This window comes from Prosthecochloris marina, from assembly GCF_003182595.1.
Taxonomy (GTDB): domain Bacteria; phylum Bacteroidota; class Chlorobiia; order Chlorobiales; family Chlorobiaceae; genus Prosthecochloris; species Prosthecochloris marina.
Window position 1 is genome coordinate 188344 of sequence record NZ_PDNZ01000002.1, and the last position, 26111, is coordinate 214454.

The window sequence follows — 26111 nt, forward strand, 5'->3', positions numbered from 1 at the left end:
AATCCCTGATATCCTCGCTACACTCAAAAAAAAGAAAATTTTCCGGCTCATCAAGAGAGCCGTCATACTGAAGTAAATATTCAGTCCTGTGAAGACACGTAAAGACCTTTTCAAGAAGTGCTACGATTTTACTCTCGCCGATGAAATAAAATCATTAGGCATATACCCTTTTTTTCACCCTATCGAAGAAACCGAAGGCCCGGTTGTTTCATTTGCCGGCAGAAAGCTCATCATGGCGGGCTCAAACAACTATCTGGGCCTCACTGCAGATGAAAGAGTAAAGGAAGCATCGATAAACGCCATCAGGAAATACGGCACCAGTTGTTCGGGCTCCCGCTATATGACCGGCACGGTCAACCTGCACATCGAGCTGGAAGAAAAACTCGCCGAGTTCTTTGAGAAAGAACGTTGCCTGCTTTTCAGCACCGGTTACCAGACAGGGCAGGGAGTCATTCCGACACTGGTCCAACGCGGCGAGTATGTCATTTGCGACAAGGACAACCATGCCAGCCTTGTAGCAGCCTCGATCATGGCTGTCGGACAGTCCGCAAAGTTTGTAAGGTATTCACACAATTCCATTGAAGACCTTGAAAGGGTATTGCAGACAATTCCCGAAGATGCCGGCAAACTGATCGTTGCAGACGGAGTATTCTCCGTATCCGGGGAAATTGTCGAACTGCCAAGACTGGTCGAACTTGCCAAAGAATACGGAGCCAGATTACTGCTCGATGATGCACATGCTGTAGGTGTTATCGGACGAGACGGACGAGGGACCCCCTCGGAGTTCAACCTCGTTGATCAGGTCGACCTCATGATGGGTACTTTTTCCAAAACATTCGGTTCGCTTGGCGGCTATGTCGTTGGCGAACGAGACGTTATCAACTTCATCAAGCACAATGCATCGTCCCTGATTTTCAGCGCGTCACCGACACCGGCAAGCGTCGCTGCCGTACTCACGTCGCTTGAAATACTTAAAAGCGAGCCGGAATTGATTGAGCGGTTGATTGTCAACACCGACTATATCCGTCAGGGTCTCGCAGCCGAAGGTTTCAGGCTGATGCCGTCCCGTACAGCTATCGTATCCGTTATCATCGGTGACCAGATGAAAACCATGGTATTCTGGAAAAGGCTTTTTGATGCGGGAGTTTATGTCAATGCGTTTATCCGCCCTGGTGTCATGCCCGGTCATGAAGCGTTGAGAACAAGTTTCATGGCAACCCATGAAAAAGAACACCTTGACAAGGTTATTACCGAGTTCAGCACCATAGGCAAAGAGCTCGAAGTCATCTGACGCTGTTCTGTAAAAACACGTCCTCCGTTGCCACTTCTGAAATTCTCCCTTGACCGTCAATTCTTCGGATGTGGCAAAGCGGAAACAATGTATCCTCAAAAGCATTCGGCAAGCATTTCTTCTACCTCGGTCGAGCGATTGCTATTTCGCATACATCAAAATGCATCACGACATGGATCTTGAGCACCGCAAAAAATAATACGGCATTTTTTGCACTTTCTTTAAAATTCTGATAGATTTTGAGTTAGCAGCACAAGGCCATCTCCATCCATTTATTGTCAAAAGTCCTGATTTCATTGGCTGACATGATGATTTCGGGCACAGTTCAACGAAGCAATCAGAGCACAAAGAAAACACAAAGAAAAAAAATCAATGGAGATAGCCTACAACACTTTCCTGCCCAGCAGTGCAGGAAGTTTCAGTAACACTCCTAACAAAAGAACGTCATGGAAACAAAGCACTACCAGGCGCTCCCCCTCTTCCGTTTTTTTCTCTTCCTTCTTATACTCGTACTCCAGCTCTCGTCTTTTCCTGCAAAGGCAGCAGATCCTCCCGGCTCATTGAGCGGAAAAATCACGGATAAAACCGATGGTGAAGCGATAATCGGTGCCTCAGCCATGCTTGAAAACACAACCCTCGGCTCGGCATCCGACATTGAAGGAAACTATGCAATTCAGGGCATTCCTGCAGGAACATACAAACTCAAGGTCAATGCAATAGGTTATACACCGTTTTCACAGACGGTCACTATCGCACCCGGCCAAGCAACAACCCTCGACCCGCAACTCGGGCAAACAACAGTCATGGCGTCAGAAATCGTTGTCGGTGCCGCGCTTTATGAACAGGACAGGCTTGAAGTTCCGGTCACGGCATCGGTCGTAACCAGCGAACAGATCAAGGAAGAACCCAATCCCACACTCGACGAGGTTGTGGCCGATGTTCCCGGTGTCGTAGTGAACCGCGCAGGGGGTTACGGCACGTCAACGATACAGATTCGCGGCTCGAACACGTTTCAGGGTGGAGCCATCGGCACTCGCGTACAGGGCCTCTATGATGGCTTTCCGATCAACACACCGACAACAGGTGAAGTTGTATGGACAAACGTGAACATGAACGCGGCTGAAAAAGTCGAGGTTCTCAAAGGCGCTGCAGCCACGCTTTACGGCTCTGGAGCCATGGGAGGCGTTATTAATGTTTTCGGCGCCCTGCCTGATAAATTCGAGGTAAAGGCTGGTGCAAGCGGCGGTTTTTACGATAATCCGTCAGACAGCGACAAAAGCACGTATTTTGATGACAACACACCCTGGTTCTGGAACACGTATGTCGGCATCGGCGACAAGAGAGGGGACCTCAACTATAGCTTGCTCTATACACACGCAGACGACGACGGATACAAGGAAACCTCCCAAACCCTGCTAAACGATGTCAAGCTCAAAGCACGCTACGATATCGATTCAAAACAGTACATACAGCTATCATCATATTACAACCAGACTGAAGGCGGATACCCGACGACATGGTCGTTTGAAATGGACCCGTTCGGCGGAGACTTCATGTATACACCGTTTCCTGAAACTGGCTTCGATACATCGTCAAGAAGAGTTTTTGGCACGTATACATTGCCATTTCCCCCCTATACGTCCCTACCGTTTGACGAAACCTTCGATAAATCCCTGTTCGTTGATGACACCATCGAAAGGAAAAATGCGCTGGTTGGCTTGAATTACGTAAACCTTCTCAGTGACGATTTCAGTCTTGACACCAGGCTTTATTATACTTACAACTCGAGTCGCATCAACTATAACAATACCGATGCGACCCAGGTCTATCCTGGACCTGCTGAATTATCATTTTTTCCCGATCCATCTGTTACATTCCGAACAAAAGACAGATTACCCGGTGAATTCAATGATGATAGAGCACACCGTTACGGGGCCGGCATCAAGCTTGATTACAGAGCAAGTGACCGTCACCGACTTTTGTTCGGTGTTGATGGCAATATCGTTGACGTTCAATCGACACAATACACGGCTGAAATACCATCAGCACACTCTCTGAACGATGACGACCTCAACGAGATACAGGAAAAAAACTTTGCTGTATTCCTGCAGGATGAGTTCAAAATGACCGACCGTCTGACAGCCCTTTTCTCTCTCCGCTACGACTGGAGTGGTATTGACGCAGACGACGTCAACTTCATCGACTATTCAACATTGGAAAAACTCCCAACGACAGTCGAAATCGAAAATCCATCCGTTGACGCACTCAGCCCTCGTATCGCCCTGAATTACAAGGCAACCGACGATATGAGCTTCCGAGCATCCTGGGGAAGGAGTTTCCGCGCACCCACGCTTTCCGAACGCTTCGTTCGTGATGCAGGATTGTTTATGGGCAATCCCAACCCTGCGCTTGACAAGGAAACCATGACCGCCTATGAAATCGGCATGTACAAGGTTTTCTCCGACCGTGTCTCGTTCGATATCGCGGCATACATCAACAATTACGACAACCTGATCGAATCAGTTTTCAAGGAAGGAGCTGCCGGCCCATATTATGAATTCGAAAACTTCAGGAAGGCAAGGATCTGGGGTATCGAGACCAGCCTGAACATAAAACCGGTAGAGTATCTGAGCCTAGATCTCGGTTACAGTTACATGAATGCAAAGATTGTCGATTACGAAGCCACCGGTGCTTCCATCGATCGGAACCCTGACCCTGAATGGTTACCAATGCGTCCAGAGCATACCGCTTCGGCAAGTGTAACCTGGAAAGCAACAGAGAGGCTCACCCTTAACACAACGGGGAGATATGTGAGTGAATATAAAGCCGTTAATTTCTATACACGACCAGACGGTTACGGCTATCCAGGCGATTTCATCGTTGTCGATGCCGGCCTGAAGTACAAGCTTACGGACAACCTTACTAGTTCGTTGCTCTGTAAAAACATCACAAACAAGCTGTATTCCGAAGCCGAGTGGTTCCGCTCTCCTAGCAGAAGTTTCATTCTCGGTCTTGATTTCGTCTATTGAGAATCATCGTAACCATATCTTGCTTCCTCTAACAGGCCCCCTCAAAAAAGGGGCCTGTTTCGTTATTATCGCTCCAAACTCAAATCGGGCCTTACCATTCATTCGACATGGTATCAGCATCAGAAACATTTTTCCAGACGAATCAATTGTCAGTATGCATGCTGATTTTTCAGACCTTTTTTTATTTTCATTACATGATAGCATTGAACATCTCGCGGCTATCGGTTGGCAACACCTATTCCTCCTGCAAGAACATCTTGCAGGATTTTTAGTAACATACCTAACAACAAAACGTTCATGGAAAACAAGTATTACCAAGCATTGCCCCCTGTACGTTTGCTCCTCACCATTTTTCTACTAACCCTTCTACTCTTACCCCTGCCAGCAAAAGCGGCAGGCCCCGGATCACTTAAGGGCACAATCACGGACAAAACAGACAGCGAAGCGGTAATCGGCGCTTCAGCCATGCTCGAAAACACAACCCTCGGCTCGGCATCCGACATCGAGGGCAATTACACGATTCAAAACATCCCTGCAGGAACCTACAGACTTAAAGTCAATGCCATAGGTTACGCCCCATTTTTCAAGATGGTTACGGTTAATGCCGGCGAAACAACAACCATCAATCCGCAGCTCGAACAGACAACCGTTATGGCCTCGGAGATTATTGTCGGTGCTGCACTCTACGAACAAGACAGGCTCGATGTTCCGGTAACCACCTCTGTCGTGACAACCGAAGAAATCAGGGAAGAACCAAGTCCTTCGCTCGATCAGGTCATCGAAACCGTACCTGGAGTCAATGTCACACGCTCGTCAGGCTACAGTGCCGCTACTGTGCAGATCCGTGGATCGAACACTTTCCAGGGAGGTGGTATAGGCACCCGTGTCAACGCTTTTTACGACGGCTTTCCTATCAACACACCTGAGACCGGAGGCATTGTATGGACTAACGTCAACATGAATGCCGCAGACAAGGTTGAAGTCGTCAAAGGTGCCGCATCGACACTTTACGGTTCAGCTGCCATGGGCGGCGTTGTCAACGTATACGGCAGTTTACCCGAAAAGTTCGAGGTTAAGGCTGGTGCAAGCGTCGGTTTCTATGACAATCCGCCAGACAGCGACAAGAGCGAATACTACAAGGACAACACTCCCTGGCTCTGGAACAGCTACGTCGGCATCGGCAACAAAACCGACAAACTGAACTACAATCTGCTCTATACCCACAGCGAAGACGACGGGTACCGTGATAACGCGCAAACCCAGCTCAACGACGTCAAGCTGAAGGTCCGTTACGATATCGACTCCAGACAATACCTGCAACTCACTTCGTTTTATAATGAAACGGAAGCCGGGTATGTGAGTACCTGGCCATACGATCTTGGACCTGGCGGCACATTTATTCCTCACCCTGAACGGGCCTACGATCTTGTCGATGACGTATACACGGACGATATCGTCAGCAGGAAAAATGCTCTTGCAGGACTCAACTACGTCAATTTGCTCAGCGATGACCTGAGCCTTGATGCGCGCGTTTACTACACCCGCAACGAATACAGGATCGACTATAACCCTACAGACACAACACAGCACTTCCCCCCATTCGGGCCATTCTACATCTATGACAGAGAGCCCGGAGAATTCAACGAAAACAAGACCGACCGCTACGGGGCCGGCCTCAAACTCGACTGGCGGGCCAGCAGCAAACACCGCTTGCTGTTCGGTTTGGACGGAAACCTGGTCGACCTCGCATCAACGCAGTATAGGGAGGACTTACCAGTCCCCGGTGAACTTGGAAGTGTACAGGAAAAGAACTTCGCGCTCTTTATCCAGGACGAATTCAAGATGACCGACCGCCTGACAGCACTGCTATCCCTGCGCTATGACTGGAGTGGCATAGATGCGGACGAAGTTACTTATAAGGATTATTCGGTTACTCCAACCACTCCATGGCTGGCACCAACTGTCACAGCTGAAATAGAAAATCAGTCCGTTGACGCCATAAGCCCAAGGATCGCGCTGAACTACAAGGCTACCGACGACCTCTCTCTCCGTGCATCTGCAGGCAAGAGCTTCCGGGCACCAACTCTTTCAGAGCGCCTGGTCCGCGACGCAGGCCTGTTTGTCGGTAACCCTAACCCTGCTCTCGACAAAGAGAGTATGACCGGGTATGAAATCGGCTTTTTCAAGAATTTCGGCGACAGGGTATCGCTTGACGTTGCAGCTTACCTTAACGAATACGAAGATCTGATTGAATCGAGAAACATCAATGAAACCACTCCTTCAGGTTTTCCAATAGTCTTTATGTACGAAAACCTGGCAAAGGCTCGCATCTGGGGCATCGAGACAAGCCTGAACGTACGCCCGAGCGATGCCGTGAACTTCAGCCTGGGGTATGCGTACATGAACGCAAAGGACAAAACAGACCGCGAAGCATCACTTGCGGGCAGCCAGAATCCGGATCCCGACTGGCTCCAGTACCGTCCGGAACACACCGCATCTCTGAGCGCCACCTGGAAACCCACGAATCGTCTGGCACTGAATACCAACGGGCGTTATGTAAGCGAGTACAAAGCTGTCAGCACCTATCCGAATCCTGAAGGCGAAAACTATCCTGGTGGCTTTATCGTTTTCAATGCTGGCGCCAAGTACCAGGCCACTGATAACATTGGCATCTCACTTCTCTGCAGAAACATCACGAACGAACAGTACGAAGAAGCCGAATGGTTCCGCGCTCCCGGCAGGAGCTTTCTTCTCGGCTTTGATTTCGTTTACTAAGGCACAGGAACTTTCTCATGTCTGAAAAGACGAAACCGTCCCGGAGCAAAAACCGGGGCGGTTTTTTTTCGTCTCTTCTTTACCGGGAACCAGGCACACCCAGAGCCGAGAACATTTCACTCGTTGCTCATCGTTCAGAACTTAACACCCAGCACATAGCGCGCCCCTACTCTTTTCCTGCCACCAAGTTAACCAGCCAACTCGCCATCCAGCCTTAACCACTAAAGCATCAAGTAGCGCTTTACTATTCACCAAACTATTATTACATTTGGTATTCTCGAAATTACCTTAACCAATGCTGACCTTTGTTTCCTATGCAGAGTAAAATAAAAATTGCAGCCATCGTCGGGATGGAACAATGCAATCAACGAGTATGGCGTGAAGTTACGGACAAAATCAGCCGGTATGCTGACCTGACTCAATGGACGGATCAGGACCTGGAACATCAGAATCCGGAAGCGGCTGAAGCCATTCAGAACGCTGACTGTATCTTTACGACACTTATTCAGTTCAAAGGACAGGCAGACTGGCTTAAGGAACAGATCGACAAATCGAACGTCAGTACCATCTTCGCTTATGAGTCGATGCCTGAAGTCATGCAGATGACAAAGGTTGGCAATTACGTTGTTTCCGGTGACGGTAGCGGCATGCCGGATATCGTGAAAAAAGTAGCGAAAATGCTGGTAAAAGGGCGTGATGAAGATGCCCTTTACGGCTATATGAAACTGCTGAAGATCATGCGCACCATGCTGCCGCTGATCCCAAAAAAGGCAAAGGACTTTAAAAACTGGATGCAGGTTTACACTTACTGGATGCATCCGACTGCAGAAAACCTCGCCAGCATGTTCAACTACATCATGGCGGAGTATTTTGATGTTCAGGTCAAGGCTGACAAGGTGGTTGAAGTACCGACAATGGGCTTTTATCACCCGGAAGCTCCCGACTATTTCAAGGATTTGAACCATTTCGCAAAATGGAACAAAAAGCGAGACAAAAAATCCAGGGACAAGCGAAACATCGGCCTTATCTTCTTCCGCAAACACCTGCTTCAGGAAAAGGAATATATCGACAATACCATCAAAGCGATAGAGAATAAAGGGCTCAACGTCCTGCCTGTTTTCGTCATGGGTGTCGAAGGCCATGTTGCCGCCCGAGAATGGTTTGTCAACGCCGAGCTCGATATGCTGATCAACATGATGGGATTCGGCTTCGTCGGGGGGCCTGCAGGAGCAACAACACCCGGTGCCTCGTCGAGCGCTCGTGATGAAATTCTCACATCCATCAATGCGCCTTATGTTGTCTCGCAGCCGCTCTTCATACAGGACTTCAACTCCTGGAAAAAAGAGGGTGTCGTCCCGCTTCAGTCGGCTATGACCTATTCGTTACCGGAAATGGACGGTGCTGTCTGCCCGGTTGTGCTCGGAGCAGTCAAGGATGGAAAACTCCAGACGGTACCGGACAGGCTTGAACGGCTATCCGGTCTGGCGAGCAAGTTCTCGGAACTGCGGAACATGAAGAACAAGGATAAAAAAGTTGCTTTTGTCGTCTATGATTATCCTCCCGGCATGGGACGCAAGGCAAGTGCCGCGCTGTTGGATGTTCCGAAAAGCGTTTACAAAATCCTCAAAAAACTTGAAGCCGAAGGCTATAATGTCGGAACTCTTCCGGAATCACCCGAAGAGCTGCTCGAGATGCTCGACAAGGCAACCGATTACGAAGTTCAGGCACATGTTCCGGATGCTTTCGGCATAAACAACGATGAATTCAAACAACTCACCTCAGTAAGAGAGCGTGAGCGCATAGAAGAACGCTGGGGTGGCTTTCCAGGAGACATCGCGCCTCTCGGCAGCGACCGGCTTTTCATCGGAGGCCTTACTCTCGGCAACGTTTTCATTGGTGTGCAGCCGCGCCTGGGCGTCCAGGGCGACCCGATGAGGCTTCTTTTCGATAAGGAAAACACTCCGCACCACCAATACATCACCTTCTATCGCTGGGTCAGCCGCATGTTCAATGCAAATGCACTGATCCATGTCGGAATGCATGGTACCGTAGAATGGATGCCCGGTCTTCAGCTGGGGGTCACCGGCGACTGCTGGTCGGACGCGCTGCTTGGCGAAGTTCCGCATTTCTATATTTACCCGGTCAACAACCCGAGTGAAGCAAACATTGCCAAGCGCCGCGGGTATGCAACTATGATTTCCCATAATATCCCGCCACTTGCCCGTGCCGGACTCTACAAGGAGCTTCCCGCGTTCAAGGACATGCTCAACGACTACAGGGAACGCGACCTGAAAAAACTTGCCGACCCTGAAGCCGAAGAAACAATTATCGAAAAGGCAGAGCAGCTCAACCTTACGGATGACTGCCCGAGAATGGAAGGGGAAAACTTCAGTGATTACCTCAGCCGTCTCTACACCTACCTGATGGAACTCGAAGGCAAGCTGATTTCCAACGCGTTGCACATCTTCGGAGAAACGCCTCCACTTGAAAGCCAACTCACGACAATATCCGAATACCTTAAAGTTCGCGGCAACGAACAGTCTCTGCCGTCGGTTATCCTTCAGGCAATCGGAGAGTCAGGCGCTTATGGCGACTATGCATCCCTCGCAACCAGAGCAAGAAAAGGCGAACAGCAGGCACTGGCCGTCAGGGAACGGGTTGACGAACACACAAAAGACTTCATCGAGCAGACCATCTTTGCCGATAACGCAAACCCGGCAGCAGTTTTCAAGGTACTGACCGGTGAAGCGAAGATTAACCAGGGGATGGCTGAAGCGCTCAACAGCTCCCTGAAAGAGGGTATAGCACTCAAACAGGCGCTACAGGACAACAGCCGGGAAATGACTTCTCTCTTGAGCGCTCTCCGAGGCGAATACATTCCATCGGGTCCCGGCGGTGACATCGTTCGCGACGGAGCAAGCGTTCTTCCGACCGGACGCAACATGCATGCCATCGATCCCTGGCGCATTCCTTCAGAGCTTGCGTTCAAGCGAGGGAAGCAGATTGCCGATACCATCATCAAACGGCACCAGGAAGAAAACAACGGCGAAAACCCTGAGACCATTGCCCAGGTTCTCTGGGGACTTGACACCATCAAGAGCAAAGGAGAGGCGGTCTCGGTCATCATCAATCTCATCGGTGCCGAACCGGCATACGACGCCCAGGGCAAAATCAGCCACTATGCCCTTGTTCCTCTCGAAAAACTGGGCCGACCGAGAGTCGATGTTCTTATTCAGATCAGCTCGATCTTCCGTGACACATTCGGAGTACTTGTCGACCTGCTGGATAAACTGGTCAAGGATGCAGCAAAAGCCGACGAACCGGCGGAAATGAACAACATCAAAAAACATGTCGACGAATCCGTTGCGAAAGGACAGGACTTCGAAGCGGCAACAGCAAGGCTTTTCACCCAGGCACCCGGCAGTTACGGTTCCATGGTTGAAGAGTTGATTGAAGATTCCGCCTGGGAAAACGAAGACGATCTCGACAACATGTTCATTAAAAGAACAAGTTATGCCTATGGCGGAAACCGTTATGGCGATCAGCAGCCGGAAATTCTCGAAAACCTTCTCGGTACCGTTGACCGTGTCGTCCAGCAGGTCGACTCCGCCGAGTACGGCATCTCCGACATCGATCGATATTTCTCCTCTTCCGGCTCATTGCAGCTTTCTGCACGAAAAAGAAACACCAAGGGTAACAATGTCAAACTGAACTACGTCGAGACCTTCACGGCGGATGTGAAAGTCGATGATGCCGATAAAGCCCTGAAAGTCGAATTTCGCTCGAAACTTCTGAACCCGAAGTGGTTCGAAAGCATGATAGACCAGGGACATACCGGTGCCACGGAAATCAGTAACCGCTTTACGTATATGGTTGGCTGGGACGCCGTAACCAAGGGTGTCGACGACTGGGTCTACAAGAAAGCTGCCGAAACGTACGCATTTAATCCGGAAATGCGTGAGCGCCTGACCCAGGTAAATCCTCAGGCAACTCTGAATATCGTCGGCAGAATGCTTGAAGCAAACGGCAGGGGTATGTGGAAAGCCGATCAGGAAACCATCAACCAGCTTCAGGCTATATACGCAGATCTCGAAGATCGCCTTGAAGGCATGCTCGATGATTGAGATAAAGGACAGAATAATACCTGAAAAGGCGTCTCTGAGGGACGCCTTTTCTCATTAATCGCACCACAACACACCCATAGTACGCAAAAAAAACTTTTTTCAACGAAATAGAGTTGTTTCACATTTTTCTTTTTCTTTTACAGTTTGATATATTCTAAAAAACCTGCTGTATGCCAGTATCAGGAAAGTGCAACATATCAAAAACTTTCTGGCGTTTTTTAGAGGTATTCCTCTTCTTTTTTGTTTCGGTTTTAGGTTACAGTTTCCTTGCTAAAACCTCATCGTTCAACGCCAAGTCAAAAAGCAAAGAACACTCTTTGAGGGTCGTTGTTACCCAGTGTTTTTCCGATAAAGATGTTTCAACGCTGTATTCTTCTCAAACATCAACACCCTCATCATCCGTTTGCACGTTCATTCATCCCCCCCCACCCTTTTACGCTATTTTCCAGCGAACAACAGAACGCTCCCCCCGCCGAACCCGCACCCTTCCCGTGCCGATGTACAATGCACCCGCTTTTCCCAAGACCAACCTCTTCCTGCAGAATCAGGTACTTATTATTTGATACCCTTTTTTCCTATCACTCTCGTAGGGTTTATGATTGATATGCCAGAAGTCTGACCAGCCAGATGATCAGCTTACCTGACAACGGCATTGAGTATTTCTGACACCGGCATTTCTTCTATAGAGATATAATTTTCCGGACTGTTTACCTTCGCTGACCAGAGCCGGTAAACCGTTCATATTACTTATAAAACAAAGAGAAGTACATCTATGCGCTTTCTCTTTTTGACCATGGAAGCCACAAACAACAGCGCAGTGAAAAAAGCTGCAGCTGTTCTGAATGGCAGGTTCAACTGTGAGCTCGAGGTAATGATATTCAACCTCGGCCTTTACAAGGGAGAGGAGACCTGGAGAAAACTTGAGCAGGTCTTTCCGGAAGCGGATTTCATTTTCGGTTCGATGCTTTTCAGCGAAGAAATTGTCAGGCCACTTGAAAAGCTTCTTGCAGGCGTGAGCTGCCCAGTCTGCATTATAACAAGCAACCCAACCCTTATTCGTCAAACACGACTGGGTAAATTCAGCCTCCATAAACCTGACAGCGAAGAAAAGAGAAAAAGCATCTTTAAAGATTGGGCCGCCAAACTCAAACCGAAAACAAGCCATGGTGAAAGCCAGCGGCAGTTGTCGCTTGTGCGCAACATAAGCAAGTTGTTGAAACATATCCCCGGCAAAGCAAGGGATATCCACACCTTTATCGTGTCCCACCAGTTTTGGCTCAACGGTTCTGAAGAAAACATGGAGCGCTTTCTCTGTCTTCTGATCAACCGTTACGTTCCCTCATTCAGCGAGCAACTCCCCCAAAAAGATCCGATTTTCTATCCGGAAACCGCACTTTACCATCCGGATGCCCAAGAGCCATTTTACACCGCACCGGAATTCAGAAAGTGGCTTGCTGAAAATCGGGCCGGCAAACGAAAAGGACTGGTAGCTATTCTTGCAATGCGGGCAACTGTTCTGAGCAAAAACATGCAGCACCTGGAACACCTCCTGCATGACCTGGAGTCCAAACAACTCGAAGCTTTCATCGTTTATAGCGGAGGGCTTGATTTCAGACCAGCGATAAGCACATTTTTCGGCGATGAAAACAGCGGGAAGCTCTCTCCCGACATGATCATCAATGCCACCGGCTTTTCTCTTGTTGGAGGACCTGCGGAAAACAGATCAAGTGAAGCAATTGTGGCACTCAAAAAAATTGCTGTCCCATATATCAATCTTGTCCCACTTTCGTTTCAGCCAATTCAGCAATGGAAATCGGGTAATGTAGGTCTGACCCCTCTGCAAACAGCCCTGAGCGTTGCGATTCCGGAACTTGACGGAGCCATTGAACCCCATGTCTATGCTGGCGCTGAAGCAACGAGTGACAAAACCGTTCCGTTACCTAAAGAAATAGGTACTATAACCGACCGCGTTCTGAAGCATGTGGCTTTGCGAAAAAAACTTCCTGCTGAAAAAAGAATCGCCATCATACTTTTCAATTTTCCACCGAATCTTGGCAATGCCGGTACAGCAGCCTATCTCAATGTTTTTGAAAGCCTTTTCAGTTTGCTTGAAGAGCTGAAAAAAGCCGGTTACAGCGTCCGGCTCCCTGACAACGTCGATGCGTTGAAAAATGAACTTCTGGAGGGTAACCGGAACACATTCGGCACAGATGGCAACGTCGCCGAACACCTGACGCTCGATGAGTATCGAAAAAACTTCCCGCACTACCATGAGATCGAATCATTCTGGGGCGATGCCCCCGGAGAAATGCTCAACGACGGCAAACGGTTTCATATTCTCGGCAGAACATTCGCCAACATTTTTGTCGGTCAGCAGCCAAGTTTTGGTTACGAACAGGATCCCATGCGTCTTCTCATGGCTAAAGATACTACGCCTAATCACGCATTTGCCGCATTCTATACCTGGCTTGAACATGTCTGGCAAGCCGATGCAGTCGTGCATTTCGGAACACATGGAGCCCTTGAATTCATGCCGGGAAAACAGGTCGGACTCGGCGCCTCGTGCTGGCCGAAACGCCTGGTCGGCAGCATGCCCGATTTTTATTATTACTGCGTGAATAACCCTAGTGAAGGAGCTATCGCAAAGAGAAGGGGGTTCGCAACACTCATCAGCTATCTTTCTCCTCCTCTTCAGCAAGCGGGACTTTACAAAGGACTTCGACAGCTTAGAGATCTCATAGAAAATCATTGCCGAAATCAGTCCGATGAAGTGCTTGAAGAAATCTTCACACTCGCTGAATCACTGGAGCTCGACGTAGACCGTCAACATCTCTCAATCGAGCACTACCTCTCCACCCTGAACAATGAATTGTACAGAGTTGAAGAACGAATGATTCCGCTCGGTCTTCATGTCATCGGCAAAAATCCGACTCCTGAATCCCTCGTCGACCAGCTCACGTTACTTGTCAGCCATCCGCTCGTATGCCTGGACAACTTGTCTCTACCGGAATATATCTGCCGGCTCCAAAAGACGGATTACCAACAACTGATTGAACAAAGCAGCAACGACCGGGAAGCCGAGCTTCAATGGCGGAAGATCATGTCTATCTCAACGGAAGCCGTTAGGCTCTTTATCGGCAGCATTCCGGACAAAAAAAGAAAACAGTACGATCTTTGCACCATACTTGAAGCCAATTTTCCGGTTAGAGTCTCAGCCGCCGAACACTATCTGATACGCGAAACACCGGTCAAAGCCGAACAGCTTTCCAGGCTCTGGACGTTTCTGCAGCGCATTCTTGTTGCAATGGTCAGCAACCGCGAAATCGAAGGAATGCTCGATGCTCTTGCCGGCAGATACATCGAACCATCGCCAGGCAGTGATCTCGTAAGAAACCCCGAGATAGTCCCTACCGGACGCAACATCCACAGCCTCGATCCTTTCAGTATCCCCTCGCTTATCGCACAAAAACAGGGAAAAGCTTCCGCTGAAGAGCTGCTTGCCCGTTATCGGGACGAATGCGGTGTTCTCCCAGAATCAATTGCAATTGTCCTTTGGGGCACCGATAACATAAAAAGTGATGGCGAAGGCATCGCTCAGGCGCTGGCACTTATCGGCGCAAAACCGAAAAACGATGAACTGGGCAAAATAAGCGACGTGGAGCTCTTACCCCAGAAAGAGTTGGGAAGACCCCGTATAGATATCGTGATCACCATCAGCGGCATATTTCGAGACCTCCTATCCCATCAGATAACACTGCTGGACAAAGCAGTCCGCCTTGCAGCTTCGGCAGATGAACCTGAATCCGTTAACTTTATCCGTAAAAACGTCTTACGGCAAGTCGCCCAAGAAGGCATCGCTTTTGACAATGCTGCGAACCGGGTTTTCTGCAATGCACCGGGCAATTATGGTGCAAATGTAAATCACCTTGTTGAAAGCAGCAGTTGGGAAAACGACAATGAGCTATCGCAAACGTTCATAAACCGAAAAAGTTTCTCATACAGTACACAAGGGGTATGGCAAGAATCACCGGAAATATTAACTTCAGCCTTGCGTAACGTTACGTTGACCTATCAGAACATTGACAGTTACGAAATAGGCTTATCCGATATTGACCATTATTATGAGTATCTTGGAGGCGTTTCGAAGTCAGTGGAACAGATCAGCCACTCAAAGCCAAAAGTAATGGTCGGTGATGTTAACGGTTTCGGTAAAAAACAGAAAATCAGTTCTCTTGAAAGCATGGTGGCGCTCGAAGCACGAACCAAGCTCCTTAACCCCAAGTGGTATGAATCCATGCTTGAACACGGTTATGAAGGCGTAAGGGAGATCGAGTCTCACCTCAGCAATACCTATGGCTGGAGCGCAACAGCATCAGCGGTAAAAGACTGGACATATGCGCAGTTCAACGAAACCTATCTGCAAGACAAAGAGATGCTTGAAAAACTCAAAGCCCTTAATCCACAAGCAACCATGTCGATGACAAGACGCCTTCTTGAAGCCGGCTCGAGGGGATTTTGGCAAGCCGACAGTGAAACCATAGAAGAACTACAGGAACTTTATTCCGAACTGGAAAGTCACATGGAAGGTGTACAAAGCAGCTCATAGTTCCATACCAGAAAAAAATCAGCAATCATTATTCAATTATTCACGATAAACAGCATGAACAGCACATCATCATTCAATGCTGAAGAGCACCAGAAAATGCTCCGTTCCTATTTCAACGGAAACGGATTCAATCGCTGGTCATCAATTTACGGAAACGAAAAACTCTCCACCGTTCGCACCACGGTCCGACAAGGCCATGCCGTTATGATGGACAGAGCTTTTGAATGGCTTCAGCAACTCAACCTGCCCGACAATTCGACAGTCCTCGACGCAGGATGCGGAACGGGCCTTTTCAGCATTCGCCTTGCAGGTAACGGTTATAATGTCAAGGCTGTCGACATTGCCGCTCAGATGGTCAACAAGTCACGTGAAGAGGCTATTTCAAAAGGAGTTGAGGACAAGATAAATTTCGAGGTAAACACTATTGAATCGGTTAAAGGCACCTATGATGCAGTCGTTTGTTTTGATGTACTCATTCATTATCCCGCAGAAGGATTTATCGAGGCATTTACAAACCTTGCCAGCCTTACCAAAGGCCCGATCATTTTCACCTATGCCCCGTACAACAGAATTCTGGCATTTCAGCACTGGTTAGGAGGTTTTTTCCCGAAAAAAGAACGTCGAACGACAATTCAGATGATTACGGATGAAAATATGAAGAAAGCCATGGAACAAACCGGAATGGTAGTAAAGAACAGAGAAAAAATAAGTTTCGGGTTTTATCATACCATGCTCATGTACGCTGAAAGAAAGTAATCTCAAAACCGATCATGTTAATTTTGAGAAATTAATTGTAAATTAACTGTCCGTTACATTTTCAGAACCTATAAGGAAAGTTACTATTTCAAACTTTTTTCAGACAAAAGCTCAACAGGGAACCCTGAGAAAACATAAATGTTGGAACCCTACAGCTTATAACAACACTTATCAGGAGGGTGGATACCGATGAAAATTTTGATGGTTCAGCCAAATTATCACTCTGGAGGAGCCGAAATCGCCGGAAACTGGACACCAAGCTGGGTAGCTTACATCGGCGGTGCACTGAAAAAAGCAGGCTATACACAAATTCGTTTTGTCGACGCCATGGCTGAAGATCTTCCGGATGAAACCATTGAGGAAATCATCCGGAAAAACAAGCCGGACGTGGTCATGACAACCAATATCACGCCCTCTATTTTCAAAGCTCAGGATATCATGAAGATCGCCAAAAAGGTCAACCCGAAGATCAAAACGATCATGGGCGGCATTCACTCGACCTTCATGTACCCGCAGGTTCTGACTGAAGCTCCCGAAACCGATTATGTTATCCGTGGGGAGGGAGAAGAAGTTGCCGTCAATATCATCAATGCCATCAATGCCGGTAACGACCTGAAAGAACGAGAAAACATTACCGGTATCGCCTATCTCAATGACGAAGGCGAAGTTCATGCCACTCCCGCTCATCCAGTTATCGAAGATCTCGACGACCTGACACCCGACTGGAGTCTCTATGACTGGGACCAATATATCTACACACCTCTTAATTGCCGTCTTGCGGTTCCGAATTTCGCCCGTGGCTGTCCGTTTACCTGTACGTTTTGTTCACAGTGGCAGTTCTGGCGACGGTATCGAGCAAGAAGTCCGAAGCACTTTGTCGATGAAATCGAGATTCTTGTTAAAAAATATAATGTCGGATTCTTCATTCTTGCTGATGAAGAGCCGACAATCAACAAGCAGAAATTCGTATCTCTCTGCCAGGAACTCATCGATAGAAAACTCGATGTGACTTGGGGAATCAACACCAGGGTGACCGACATCATGCGTGATGAAGACCTGCTGCCATTCTATCGCAAGGCAGGTCTGGTTCATGTTTCACTCGGCACGGAAGCTGCCAGCCAGATGAACCTGAACCGTTTCCGCAAAGAAACAACCATCGAGGAAAACAAATACGCCATCAAGCTGCTGCAGAAAAACGGAATCGTGGCCGAAGCCCAGTTCGTTATGGGGCTCGAGCATGAAACTCCGCAAACCATCGAGGAAACCTATCAACTCTGCAAAGACTGGGATCCGGACATGGCCAACTGGACAATTTACACTCCGTGGCCGTTCTCCGACCTCTTCAAAGAGCTTGGCGACAGAGTTGAAGTCCGGGATTATTCGCGTTACAATTTCGTTTCTCCGATCATCAAACCGGACAATATGGAACGTGAGGATGTTCTTAAAGGGGTATTGAAATCATATGGACGATTCTATGCCCGCAAGACATTCTTCAGCTATCCCTGGATCAAAGATTCATATGTACGTAAGTACATGCTCGGGTGTCTGAAAGCCTTCGCTCAGACAACGCTCACAAAGAGGTTCTACGATATCGACCGGGTCAAGACAAAGAACCGCAAGATCGAGATCGATCTTGGTTTCGATAAATCAAGAATCCTCACTCAGGAAGAAGTGAAAAACCTGAAGGAAAAAAGACCGGAAATGGTTGCCGATATGAGTTTCGGATTGAAAGAAGCCGGTTATCAGCGTGAACATGACGAACACGACTGGGACGAGTTTGATGAAAGCACCATCAAGGACCGCAGCTCATCAACCGTTCGCAACTGCTGATCGCTTTCCTTTGAAAGACAACAACAAGAAACCCTCCGAACTGGAGGGTTTCTTGTTTACCGTTTTCATATTTCACTTCACATCGATTTCCTTTTTCACCGTCTCTGCCGGCTCTTTCTTCGGAAGAACGATATGAAGAACGCCGTTGTCGTAGCTCGCCTCGATATTGTCGGTATCGACGTTCTCTCCCACGGTGAAACTCCTGCTCATGCTACCGTAAGAACGTTCTATCCTATGGTAATCTTTCTTTTTTTCTTCTTCCTCATGTGTTCTTTCTGCATTGATGGTAAGAATATCTTCATCCATGCTGATCTTGACATCATCCTTCTTTACCCCCGGCATATCAGCATCAATGTAAATGGTTTTTTCATCCTCGCTTACATCAACCCTGAACGATGGAGCCATGGACGAGAAAAAAGGAGTCATCGTTTCGCTGAAGACATTTTCAAACATTTTCAACGGATCTCGACCGTACAGTTTAATTGCCATGATAGCCCTCCATTAGAGTAATTTTTAACAAAAATCCTGATGTTAACATAAAAGGCAAAATTGTTGCGTTGACCACGCAAAGTAAACTAACGAAAAGGGATAAAGAAAAATTCCAGTTTCACTTCGAGTGATATTATGTGCTTTTCTTTTTTCTACTTTTCTTTTTTTCCTCTCCCAAAACTGTACCGATATCGAGAAGATCGGCAATATTGGCAGAAGGATCGATAACAGGCTGAATCTGTGCCGCTGCGCAGGTCATGACAGTTGTCACTCCAGGACCGTGACCGGCAACAAGACAGTCACTGTGTACTACGACACCGATAGAAATCGCTCCCTGGCGGTACGCTCTGCCGTAACGGTTATCGTGATCGAGAAGCGCGACAAAATCCCCAAATCGGATTTTGTCAAGCCCGTATTTACCGACCGTTTCCTCATCGCTCGTCATGATATCATAGTCTCCCTTTGCAACATGGGAAGCACCCACTCCGGACCCCATGCATGCCGCAGGAACAACCGTGGTAACCGGAACCTGAAGAACGCCACCACCGGTTTCTCTGATCTTCATTTTTTTCAGCAATCCCGGATCGAGGTTGAAAGGAACAATGTCCGGATAATCGAGAAGTTTCAACCCCTGACCTTTAGCGTGAATAACGATGGTATCACTATAGATGAGATCCTGTTTGACGTCTTTTGGAAAATCAACCATCACATGCTCTGACCCTCCATGATGACCGAGAACAATCCCATTCTCTCCCTTCGCCTCACCTGAAACAATCGTTGCCGTATTGCCGACACATGAGTAAATCTGTAAAGCATTATTCGGATGATCAAACGGCTTGTGCGTATCTGCAGTACAGCTCACACCGGGCTCGACATGATCTCCCGCCCAGCCAAAGGCACTGTCACCAACTTGCACGTTCAGGGTTATCCCCCCTATCGAAGGGAGAAGAAAAGGCACACCGTGATGATCGATGCTCCAGCTACCTCTTGTTTTTGGTGGTCCCGGCTGGCACTGCAGCAAAAATTCCACAAGATCTTTTTCATTTGTTTTCAGCATAGTGCACTTCTTTTAAGTCAAAAAAACCTGCGCCTCGAGACCGATCAGGCCGTCTCGACGGCGAAATCGTTCGCCCGTGAGCGTTATGTCATATCATATTAAAAATACAGCTGACACATGCAAAGATCATGCCGCCCTATCTCAATCTATTTTCCCATTCCCTGTGATTCATCCCACCTTCGGCCAGAACAGCAAAAGAGCGATTCCCCCGGCAAGAGAAATCCCGAAAAGCAACGCAATACGAAAAAAAAGCTGGCGATTACCTAAAACCGCAACTGCAGCGGCCTTGAACAGTATATTGGACATTGCACCAAGCATCATCATCCTCCAGCCTGTATCTATACCAACTCTGTCTGCCTCGATCAATCTCGCGGTTGAAAGTGTTATGGCATCCATATCCGTAAGCCCGGAAAGAGCCGCAACAATATAAAGTCCTTGATCACCGAAAAACTCCTTTGCCGCAGCTACAGCCACAAGCACGAACGCATACAATGCACCGAAAGCCACGGCAGCTCCAAGGTCGGATGGATCTTCAGCTTCCGGCAATGCTTCATTGCTCTCTCTAACAAAAAAATGAGCTGCCAATGCTATCAATGCCATATACAAGCACATGACTCCGAACTGTGGCAGCACATATGGCAGAATCTCAGGTGCAACGACAGCAACCTCAAAACCAACCCGGATAAAAACGATTGTCGAAGCGATCATGATTACCATTGCCGCAAGAGAAGACGTGCCGGGAATGGTTTTTGAGCGGCGAGCATAACTTATGGTGGTTGCTGTACTCGAAATAAGACCTCCGAGGATACCGCCAAGCAATAAACCCGTTTTCTGGCCCAAAAATTTTGCGACGAGATAACTGCTGACACTGATACCGACAATGAACACAACCATGAGCCAGATATGTGAAGGGTTCAACACACCAAACGGCCCCAGATTTTTATCCGGCAAAACAGGCAACACAACCATGGCTATAAGCACAAGCCTGAAAATGGCCTGAATGTCCGACTTGCCTATGCGCTTGACAAAACCATGCAGCGGCTGTTTCCATTGAAGCAATACCGCAACACCGCCACCGACCGCTATTGCAGGCACGATCATACCCAATGCAAGCATCGCCCCAACGGAGAACATCAATAATGCAGCTATCCCGGTCGTTGGTCCGGCATGCGGATGTTCGGATGCGGAAAGGTTGATATTCATCAAGATTTTCATGACGACCATCATCGCTCCGACGGCAACAACTCCCCCAACCAATATGCCCCCCCCGTACTGCTCCGCAAGAATTGCACAGACAGTACCAAACACGGTTATCATGGGATAGGTACGAATTCCCGCACCCTCGGCTTTTGACCATTCGCGCTGAAGGCCAACGAGCAGCCCCAATCCTAACGAAATACCAAGTATTTGCAAGACCTCGAGATTCATAACGGTATCATCAATGCAGAACAGACAGAGTAACAAGCAAACCTCATTCAACCATCCTGAAAAGCAACAAAACTATTACAAAAGCATTTTTAAATGTACTCACATTACGTATGACAAAAAAAGCCACAAAACGCCGTTATTCATCACATTTTTTTCCAAAAAGAGCGCATATGTCCCTGTTTTTTTTTGCTAAATGCCCATTTTCCTTTTAAATTTGAAAAACCTACCACGAAGATATGCAGTACAGAATCATCCTGTCACATACAAGGCTGTCTCAGTCGATTTATAGGCGAAAGAATAGATAAGCTACGGACCTGCGTGCATACTCAGTTAATGAACAAATAACAATGGGTCGACTATGGTGAATGCAAAAAAAACGCTGAAAGAAAACCGGACATGGCTATTGAAAGTAATTGCAGCTGTAGCTGTTATTGCAGTAATCGGAATCTCCGGCGTATTGGTTTCAATGTCTCCGTTCTTTCACACCTATGATGATGAACTCGGCGCAACAGCAGAACTGGAAAATGTCCAAGTAGAAATAGAAGAAGAATCGAAATTATCCAATATCACCTCAGAAGAAACAATTCGGAAAGGAGAGTCGCTCTACAGCATCCTTACCGCAGAGGGACTGTCACCAAGAGAAGTGCATGAAATTACGACACAGCTTAAAGGAAACTTCTCGGTCAGAAATTTTCGCCCCGGCAAGTCTTATCTCATCGAAAAAGATCCATCAGGCTGTTTTCTTTGCTTTAGCTATCAACAATCTCCCTCGAATATCCTGCATGTCCAAAGAGATCCTGAAGCTGAAACCTTCAATATCTGGCAGGAAACCTTTGAATACCAAAGCCGTGTTTCTGCACTTACAGGAACCATATCATCTAATTTAGCGGCAGAACTCCAGCAGCATAAACGCTATGGCTTGATCACCCAACTCCAAAAACTTTTTGCTTACAAAATAAATTTCAAGCGGGACATACAACCGGGAACAGCCTATAATATATTGTTCGAAGAAAAATGGCTTGGAGATGAGTTTGTCGGCATCGGTAAAATACTTGCAGCAGAAATATTCATCGACAACCAACCGTCCACAGCCTACCGGTTTACCGATTCAAAAGGCAATACCGGCTATTATGATAAGAAAGGCCAATCCGTTATCAGCTCATTCTTTATCAACCCTTGCAACTATTCGAGAGTCTCGAGCCGTTTCGGTTACAGAACTCATCCTATCCTGAGAAAACGGCATTTCCACGGTGGTGTAGACTTCGCAGCCCCAAGGGGCACACCTGTTTATGCCGTTGCCGACGGTAAAATTGTTTTTCGCGGCAGGAAAGGCGCAGCCGGCAACATGGTAACCATCACACATGCAAATGGTTACCATACCAAGTACCTTCATCTGAGCCGCTTCAGCGCCAACGCAAGAAGCGGAAGCCGAGTAAAGCAGGGACAGGTTATCGGTTATGTGGGCTCCACCGGTCGATCAACCGGCCCACATCTGGATTTCAGGGTTGTTCACCATGGAAAACTTCAGAACCCTCTTGTCGCTCTGAAATCGGCATGCAAAATCAAAGGTCTGCCAAAAGCAGAAATGGACAATTTTCTCGCCCAGATTTCTGTTTTCCACATGCAGCTTGAAAACCGCGACATACTTGTTGCCGAGCTTTCAAAACCCCCTACAGACAATGCGTCTGCTCTGAACTGAACGTTCTTCCCCCTCAAAAAGTCATGCACCCCTGTGAAATAGTTGTTCGAATTTCACAGGGATGCGGTATCTCATCCGCCCTAAGTCATGCCGCACTCGATGCGGCATCCATAGTGGCTTTCAGGATATAAGATGGATCCCCGATGCATTTTTTCATTTTTCTTCCCCACTCGCAACCTTTCCCATCTCCGATTCGTTGTCTTTGTAATCCAGGGCAACCACGAAAGAGATTTGAACCATGTTTATCTATAGAACTCTCCTGCACCTGCTTTTTTCTTTCTGTTTCCTGACAGCTTGTGCAGCAAAGCCACCAGAAACAGCTCCGGTATCGAAAGATTTCAGGATCGTAACTGTGCTTGACAACCTTGATTTTCCATGGTCTCTTGCCTTTCTTCCTGATGGAGATGTTCTTATCACCGAAAGGAACGGTAACATGCTGCGGTATGGAAAAGACGGCGAACTTCACCTTGTAAGCGGTCTCCCCGATATACACCCTACCGGGCAGGGAGGCCTGCTCGACGTCATCCTTGACCCTGATTTCCCAACAAACCGGACAATCTACTTCTCTTTTGTGGCAAAAGATAATGGGGACTACGGTACCGAAGTTGCACGTGCCGTTCTCGACCACTCATCATTGAAAAACCTGCAGGTTATTTTCAGGGCCGTACCAAAAACATCTTCCGGCATACATTTCGGTTCCCGTCTTCTTTTTGCCCCGGACGGAACGCTTATTATTTCCCTTGGAGAAAAAGGCCGAATGCGTGAGGCGCAAAACACGTCGAACCACCTTGGCTCGATTATCCGCATCAACCCCGATGGTTCTCTACCCCATGACAACCCATATATCAACCGTAATGGCTATCAACCCCAACTCTACACCTACGGCAATCGCAACGTACAAGGAATCGCGCTTCATCCGGAAACAGGAAAAATCTGGTTCCATGAACATGGCCCTAAAGGCGGCGATGAACTCAACATACTTAAATCAGGAGCAAATTACGGATGGCCTGCCATAACGTATGGACTGGATTACAGTGGAGCTATCATTTCCGAGAAGACAGCACTCCCAGGGATGGAACAACCCTCGGCTTACTGGGTCCCATCTATAGCCCCTTCGGGCATGACCATATATGACGGTAATGCTTTTCCGGATTGGAAAGGCAATATCTTTATCGGAGCACTGGTACAACGGCACCTCAGAAGGGTTATACTGCAAGGTGAACAAATCATCGATCAGGAAATCCTGTTGAAGGATTTGAAAGAACGGATCCGGGATGTCCGGACAGGACCTGACGGTTACCTGTATCTGTTAACGGACAGTAGGAACGGCAAACTGCTTCGTCTTGAACCGCTTTCTACCCAGTAACTGCAAAAAACAACTCTCCCGAAAACCTCCCCAACGGTCCGATACATTTCAAAGTACCGGCCCGTCATTCTTCATCCACCTTTTTTCGCAACCGCTTTATCCGGCTCCTCCTTGCCTTTCCTTCGAGCCGATTTTCCTTTGAAGAGGAGGTTGGACGGGTCGCTCTTCTCACTTTTCGGGTTTTCATCACGCCCTGAACAATCGCTTTCAGGCGGTCAAGAGCATCCTGACGGTTTTTGTCCTGCGAACGATACTGTTGGGCCTTGATAACAATCACTCCATCCTTTGTGATCCGCTTGTCATGAAGGGCGAGAAGCCTTTTCTTGCAAATGTCCGGTAAAGAAGACGCACGAATATCGAAACGCAATTGAATTGCCGTGGCAACCTTGTTGACATTTTGCCCTCCTGGACCTTGAGACCGCAGAGCCCGGATATCTATTTCCGAATCTTCAATCGTTATGGTATTTGTCACTCTCATCGTTGCGGCATAACCATCAAAATCCTCTCAACCGGGAAAAAGGCCTTTTCCCGGCAGGTTGTTCCAGCTTGTAAAAAGTATACTATCGACCCCGACACTTTTGCAGGAAAAACAGTTGTCAGGCTTATCGTCGATCAAAAGAAAATCATCAGGTTCGATACCGGACGATTCCATAACATGAACAAAGGCTTCTGGAGAGCTTTTCAGAAAACCGTGCTCAAAGGAAAGGTAGAAGCGATCCATCGCCCTCAATACAGGAAACCGGTTCAAAAGAGCGGCAAAATGTAAAGGATCGGTATCACTCATAACCCATACACGATGATTCCGCTTCAACCGGGCAATCCCTTCTCGGGCACCTTCTTTAAGCGAAAAAATGTTTTGCCAAGCTTTTTTGACTTCCTGTATAGAGATAGTCCGGACAAGCGGATCATGAGCTATGTTTTGAAGAAAAGTGGTGATCGAAACATCTCCACTATCGAACCTGCCTTTGAAATCGCCAACACAGAACTTCTCAAAAACAGCTTTTTCGTCACCGGACCTCGCTGCAACCGTTGTACAGAACGCACCGAAATCAACATCAACAATGACATTACCTATATCGAGCAGTATGACCTTGTTTGGGCTGACAAACATTTTTCAAAGTTCTTGTAATAATTTTGGGTATACTTAAAAAACTGTTTTACTACATCAACCCTTATTCTTTCATCCTGAAATACCACCAACCATGAACATTGAAAACCTGCTTAACCTGGGCGCATCGGTTATCCAGGGTAACGATGACGAAACAACAACGTCTCTCGACACGGCCCAGCTTTCATCGGCTCTCGGCAATCTTTTCAAAGGAAGCGAAGGGAAACTTGATTTTGGAACACTGCTTGGAAAAATGAAGGAATCCGGACTTGGTGACGTTGCCGCATCATGGCTCGGCAAGGGCACAAACGAGTCGGTCTCAGGCGAAACCATCAAAAACCTGATCGGTCCCGATAAAATAGCCGACTTCGCATCCACACTCGGCCTGAGCGAAAAGAGCGCTGAAGACGCTCTTGCTGATGCCTTGCCGGAAATGATCGACAAGGCCAGCCCCGACGGTTCTCTGATGGAAAACATCATCGACAAGGCCGGCGGCCTGGGCGGACTGCTTGGTTTCGCAAGAAAACTCTTTTCGTAAAGGCAGTGAACGCCG

Annotated in this window: 15 protein-coding genes; 10 read left to right on the forward strand and 5 right to left on the reverse strand. The window is 47.9% G+C overall.

All coding sequences use genetic code 11. From position 1 onward, the window contains the following. Nucleotides 1–88 precede the first annotated feature (88 nt). The 7 genes from CR164_RS03010 to bchE all read left to right on the forward strand — a co-directional run bounded on the left by CR164_RS03010 (nucleotide 89) and on the right by bchE (nucleotide 18411). Nucleotides 89–1291, forward strand: coding sequence for an aminotransferase class I/II-fold pyridoxal phosphate-dependent enzyme (locus CR164_RS03010; RefSeq protein ID WP_110022445.1), 1203 nt, complete (start codon nucleotides 89–91; stop codon nucleotides 1289–1291). A 446-nt stretch (nucleotides 1292–1737) separates the two neighbouring features. Then, nucleotides 1738–4320 carry a TonB-dependent receptor gene (locus CR164_RS03015; protein WP_110022446.1) on the forward strand — a complete coding sequence of 861 codons (2583 nt, stop codon included), beginning with the start codon at nucleotides 1738–1740 and terminating at the stop codon, nucleotides 4318–4320. A 297-nt stretch (nucleotides 4321–4617) separates the two neighbouring features. Next, the gene (locus CR164_RS03020; protein WP_110022447.1) at nucleotides 4618–7095 is read left to right on the forward strand and encodes a TonB-dependent receptor; all 2478 of its coding nucleotides are present in this window, start codon (nucleotides 4618–4620) and stop codon (nucleotides 7093–7095) included. Nucleotides 7096–7409: 314 nt separating this feature from the next. Beyond that, entirely contained in the window at nucleotides 7410–11219 is a 3810-nt protein-coding gene (gene bchH, locus CR164_RS03030; protein ID WP_110022449.1) for a magnesium chelatase subunit H, read from the forward strand. Nucleotides 11220–11961: 742 nt separating this feature from the next. Then, nucleotides 11962–15825, forward strand: a complete 3864-nt coding sequence (locus CR164_RS03040) for a magnesium chelatase subunit H (RefSeq protein ID WP_275068355.1) — start codon at nucleotides 11962–11964, stop codon at nucleotides 15823–15825. A 54-nt stretch (nucleotides 15826–15879) separates the two neighbouring features. Continuing rightward, entirely contained in the window at nucleotides 15880–16581 is a 702-nt protein-coding gene (gene bchM, locus CR164_RS03045; RefSeq protein ID WP_110022452.1) for a magnesium protoporphyrin IX methyltransferase, read from the forward strand. Nucleotides 16582–16770: 189 nt separating this feature from the next. Next, the gene (gene bchE / locus CR164_RS03050; protein WP_110022453.1) at nucleotides 16771–18411 is read left to right on the forward strand and encodes a magnesium-protoporphyrin IX monomethyl ester anaerobic oxidative cyclase; all 1641 of its coding nucleotides are present in this window, start codon (nucleotides 16771–16773) and stop codon (nucleotides 18409–18411) included. Between the two features lie 72 nt (nucleotides 18412–18483). On the opposite strand, the gene CR164_RS03055 is transcribed toward bchE, so the two are convergent. The 3 genes from CR164_RS03055 to CR164_RS03065 form a co-directional block, all read right to left on the reverse strand. Then, nucleotides 18484–18900, reverse strand: coding sequence for an Hsp20/alpha crystallin family protein (locus CR164_RS03055; RefSeq protein ID WP_110022454.1), 417 nt, complete (start codon nucleotides 18898–18900; stop codon nucleotides 18484–18486). Nucleotides 18901–19033: 133 nt separating this feature from the next. Further along, on the reverse strand, nucleotides 19034–19957 hold the full coding sequence (locus CR164_RS03060) for a DUF4438 domain-containing protein (protein WP_110022455.1): 924 nt from the start codon (nucleotides 19955–19957) through the stop codon (nucleotides 19034–19036). A gap of 168 nt (nucleotides 19958–20125) precedes the next feature. Further along, nucleotides 20126–21385: an MgtC/SapB family protein gene (locus CR164_RS03065; RefSeq protein WP_110022456.1), complete on the reverse strand. Its 1260-nt coding sequence runs from the start codon at nucleotides 21383–21385 to the stop codon at nucleotides 20126–20128. 358 nt (nucleotides 21386–21743) lie between these two features. Between CR164_RS03065 and CR164_RS03075 the strand changes: the two genes are divergently transcribed. Together CR164_RS03075 and CR164_RS03080 are read left to right on the forward strand one after the other, a co-directional pair. Next, complete coding sequence (locus CR164_RS03075; RefSeq protein WP_110022458.1) at nucleotides 21744–23084, forward strand: M23 family metallopeptidase; 1341 nt, start codon at nucleotides 21744–21746, stop codon at nucleotides 23082–23084. Between the two features lie 238 nt (nucleotides 23085–23322). Further along, complete coding sequence (locus CR164_RS03080) at nucleotides 23323–24450, forward strand: PQQ-dependent sugar dehydrogenase (protein WP_110022459.1); 1128 nt, start codon at nucleotides 23323–23325, stop codon at nucleotides 24448–24450. Nucleotides 24451–24514: 64 nt separating this feature from the next. On the opposite strand, the gene arfB is transcribed toward CR164_RS03080, so the two are convergent. Both arfB and CR164_RS03090 read right to left on the reverse strand, forming a co-directional pair. Further along, a complete protein-coding gene (gene arfB / locus CR164_RS03085; protein WP_110022460.1) occupies nucleotides 24515–24928 on the reverse strand; it encodes an alternative ribosome rescue aminoacyl-tRNA hydrolase ArfB in 414 nt (137 codons plus the stop codon). Between the two features lie 27 nt (nucleotides 24929–24955). After that, nucleotides 24956–25561 (reverse strand): HAD family hydrolase, encoded by a 606-nt coding sequence (locus CR164_RS03090; RefSeq protein WP_110022461.1) that lies wholly within the window; start codon nucleotides 25559–25561, stop codon nucleotides 24956–24958. 91 nt (nucleotides 25562–25652) lie between these two features. Here CR164_RS03090 and CR164_RS03095 point away from each other — a divergent pair, with 91 nt between their 5' ends. Further along, complete coding sequence (locus CR164_RS03095) at nucleotides 25653–26096, forward strand: YidB family protein (RefSeq protein WP_110022462.1); 444 nt, start codon at nucleotides 25653–25655, stop codon at nucleotides 26094–26096. Nucleotides 26097–26111 lie beyond the last annotated feature (15 nt).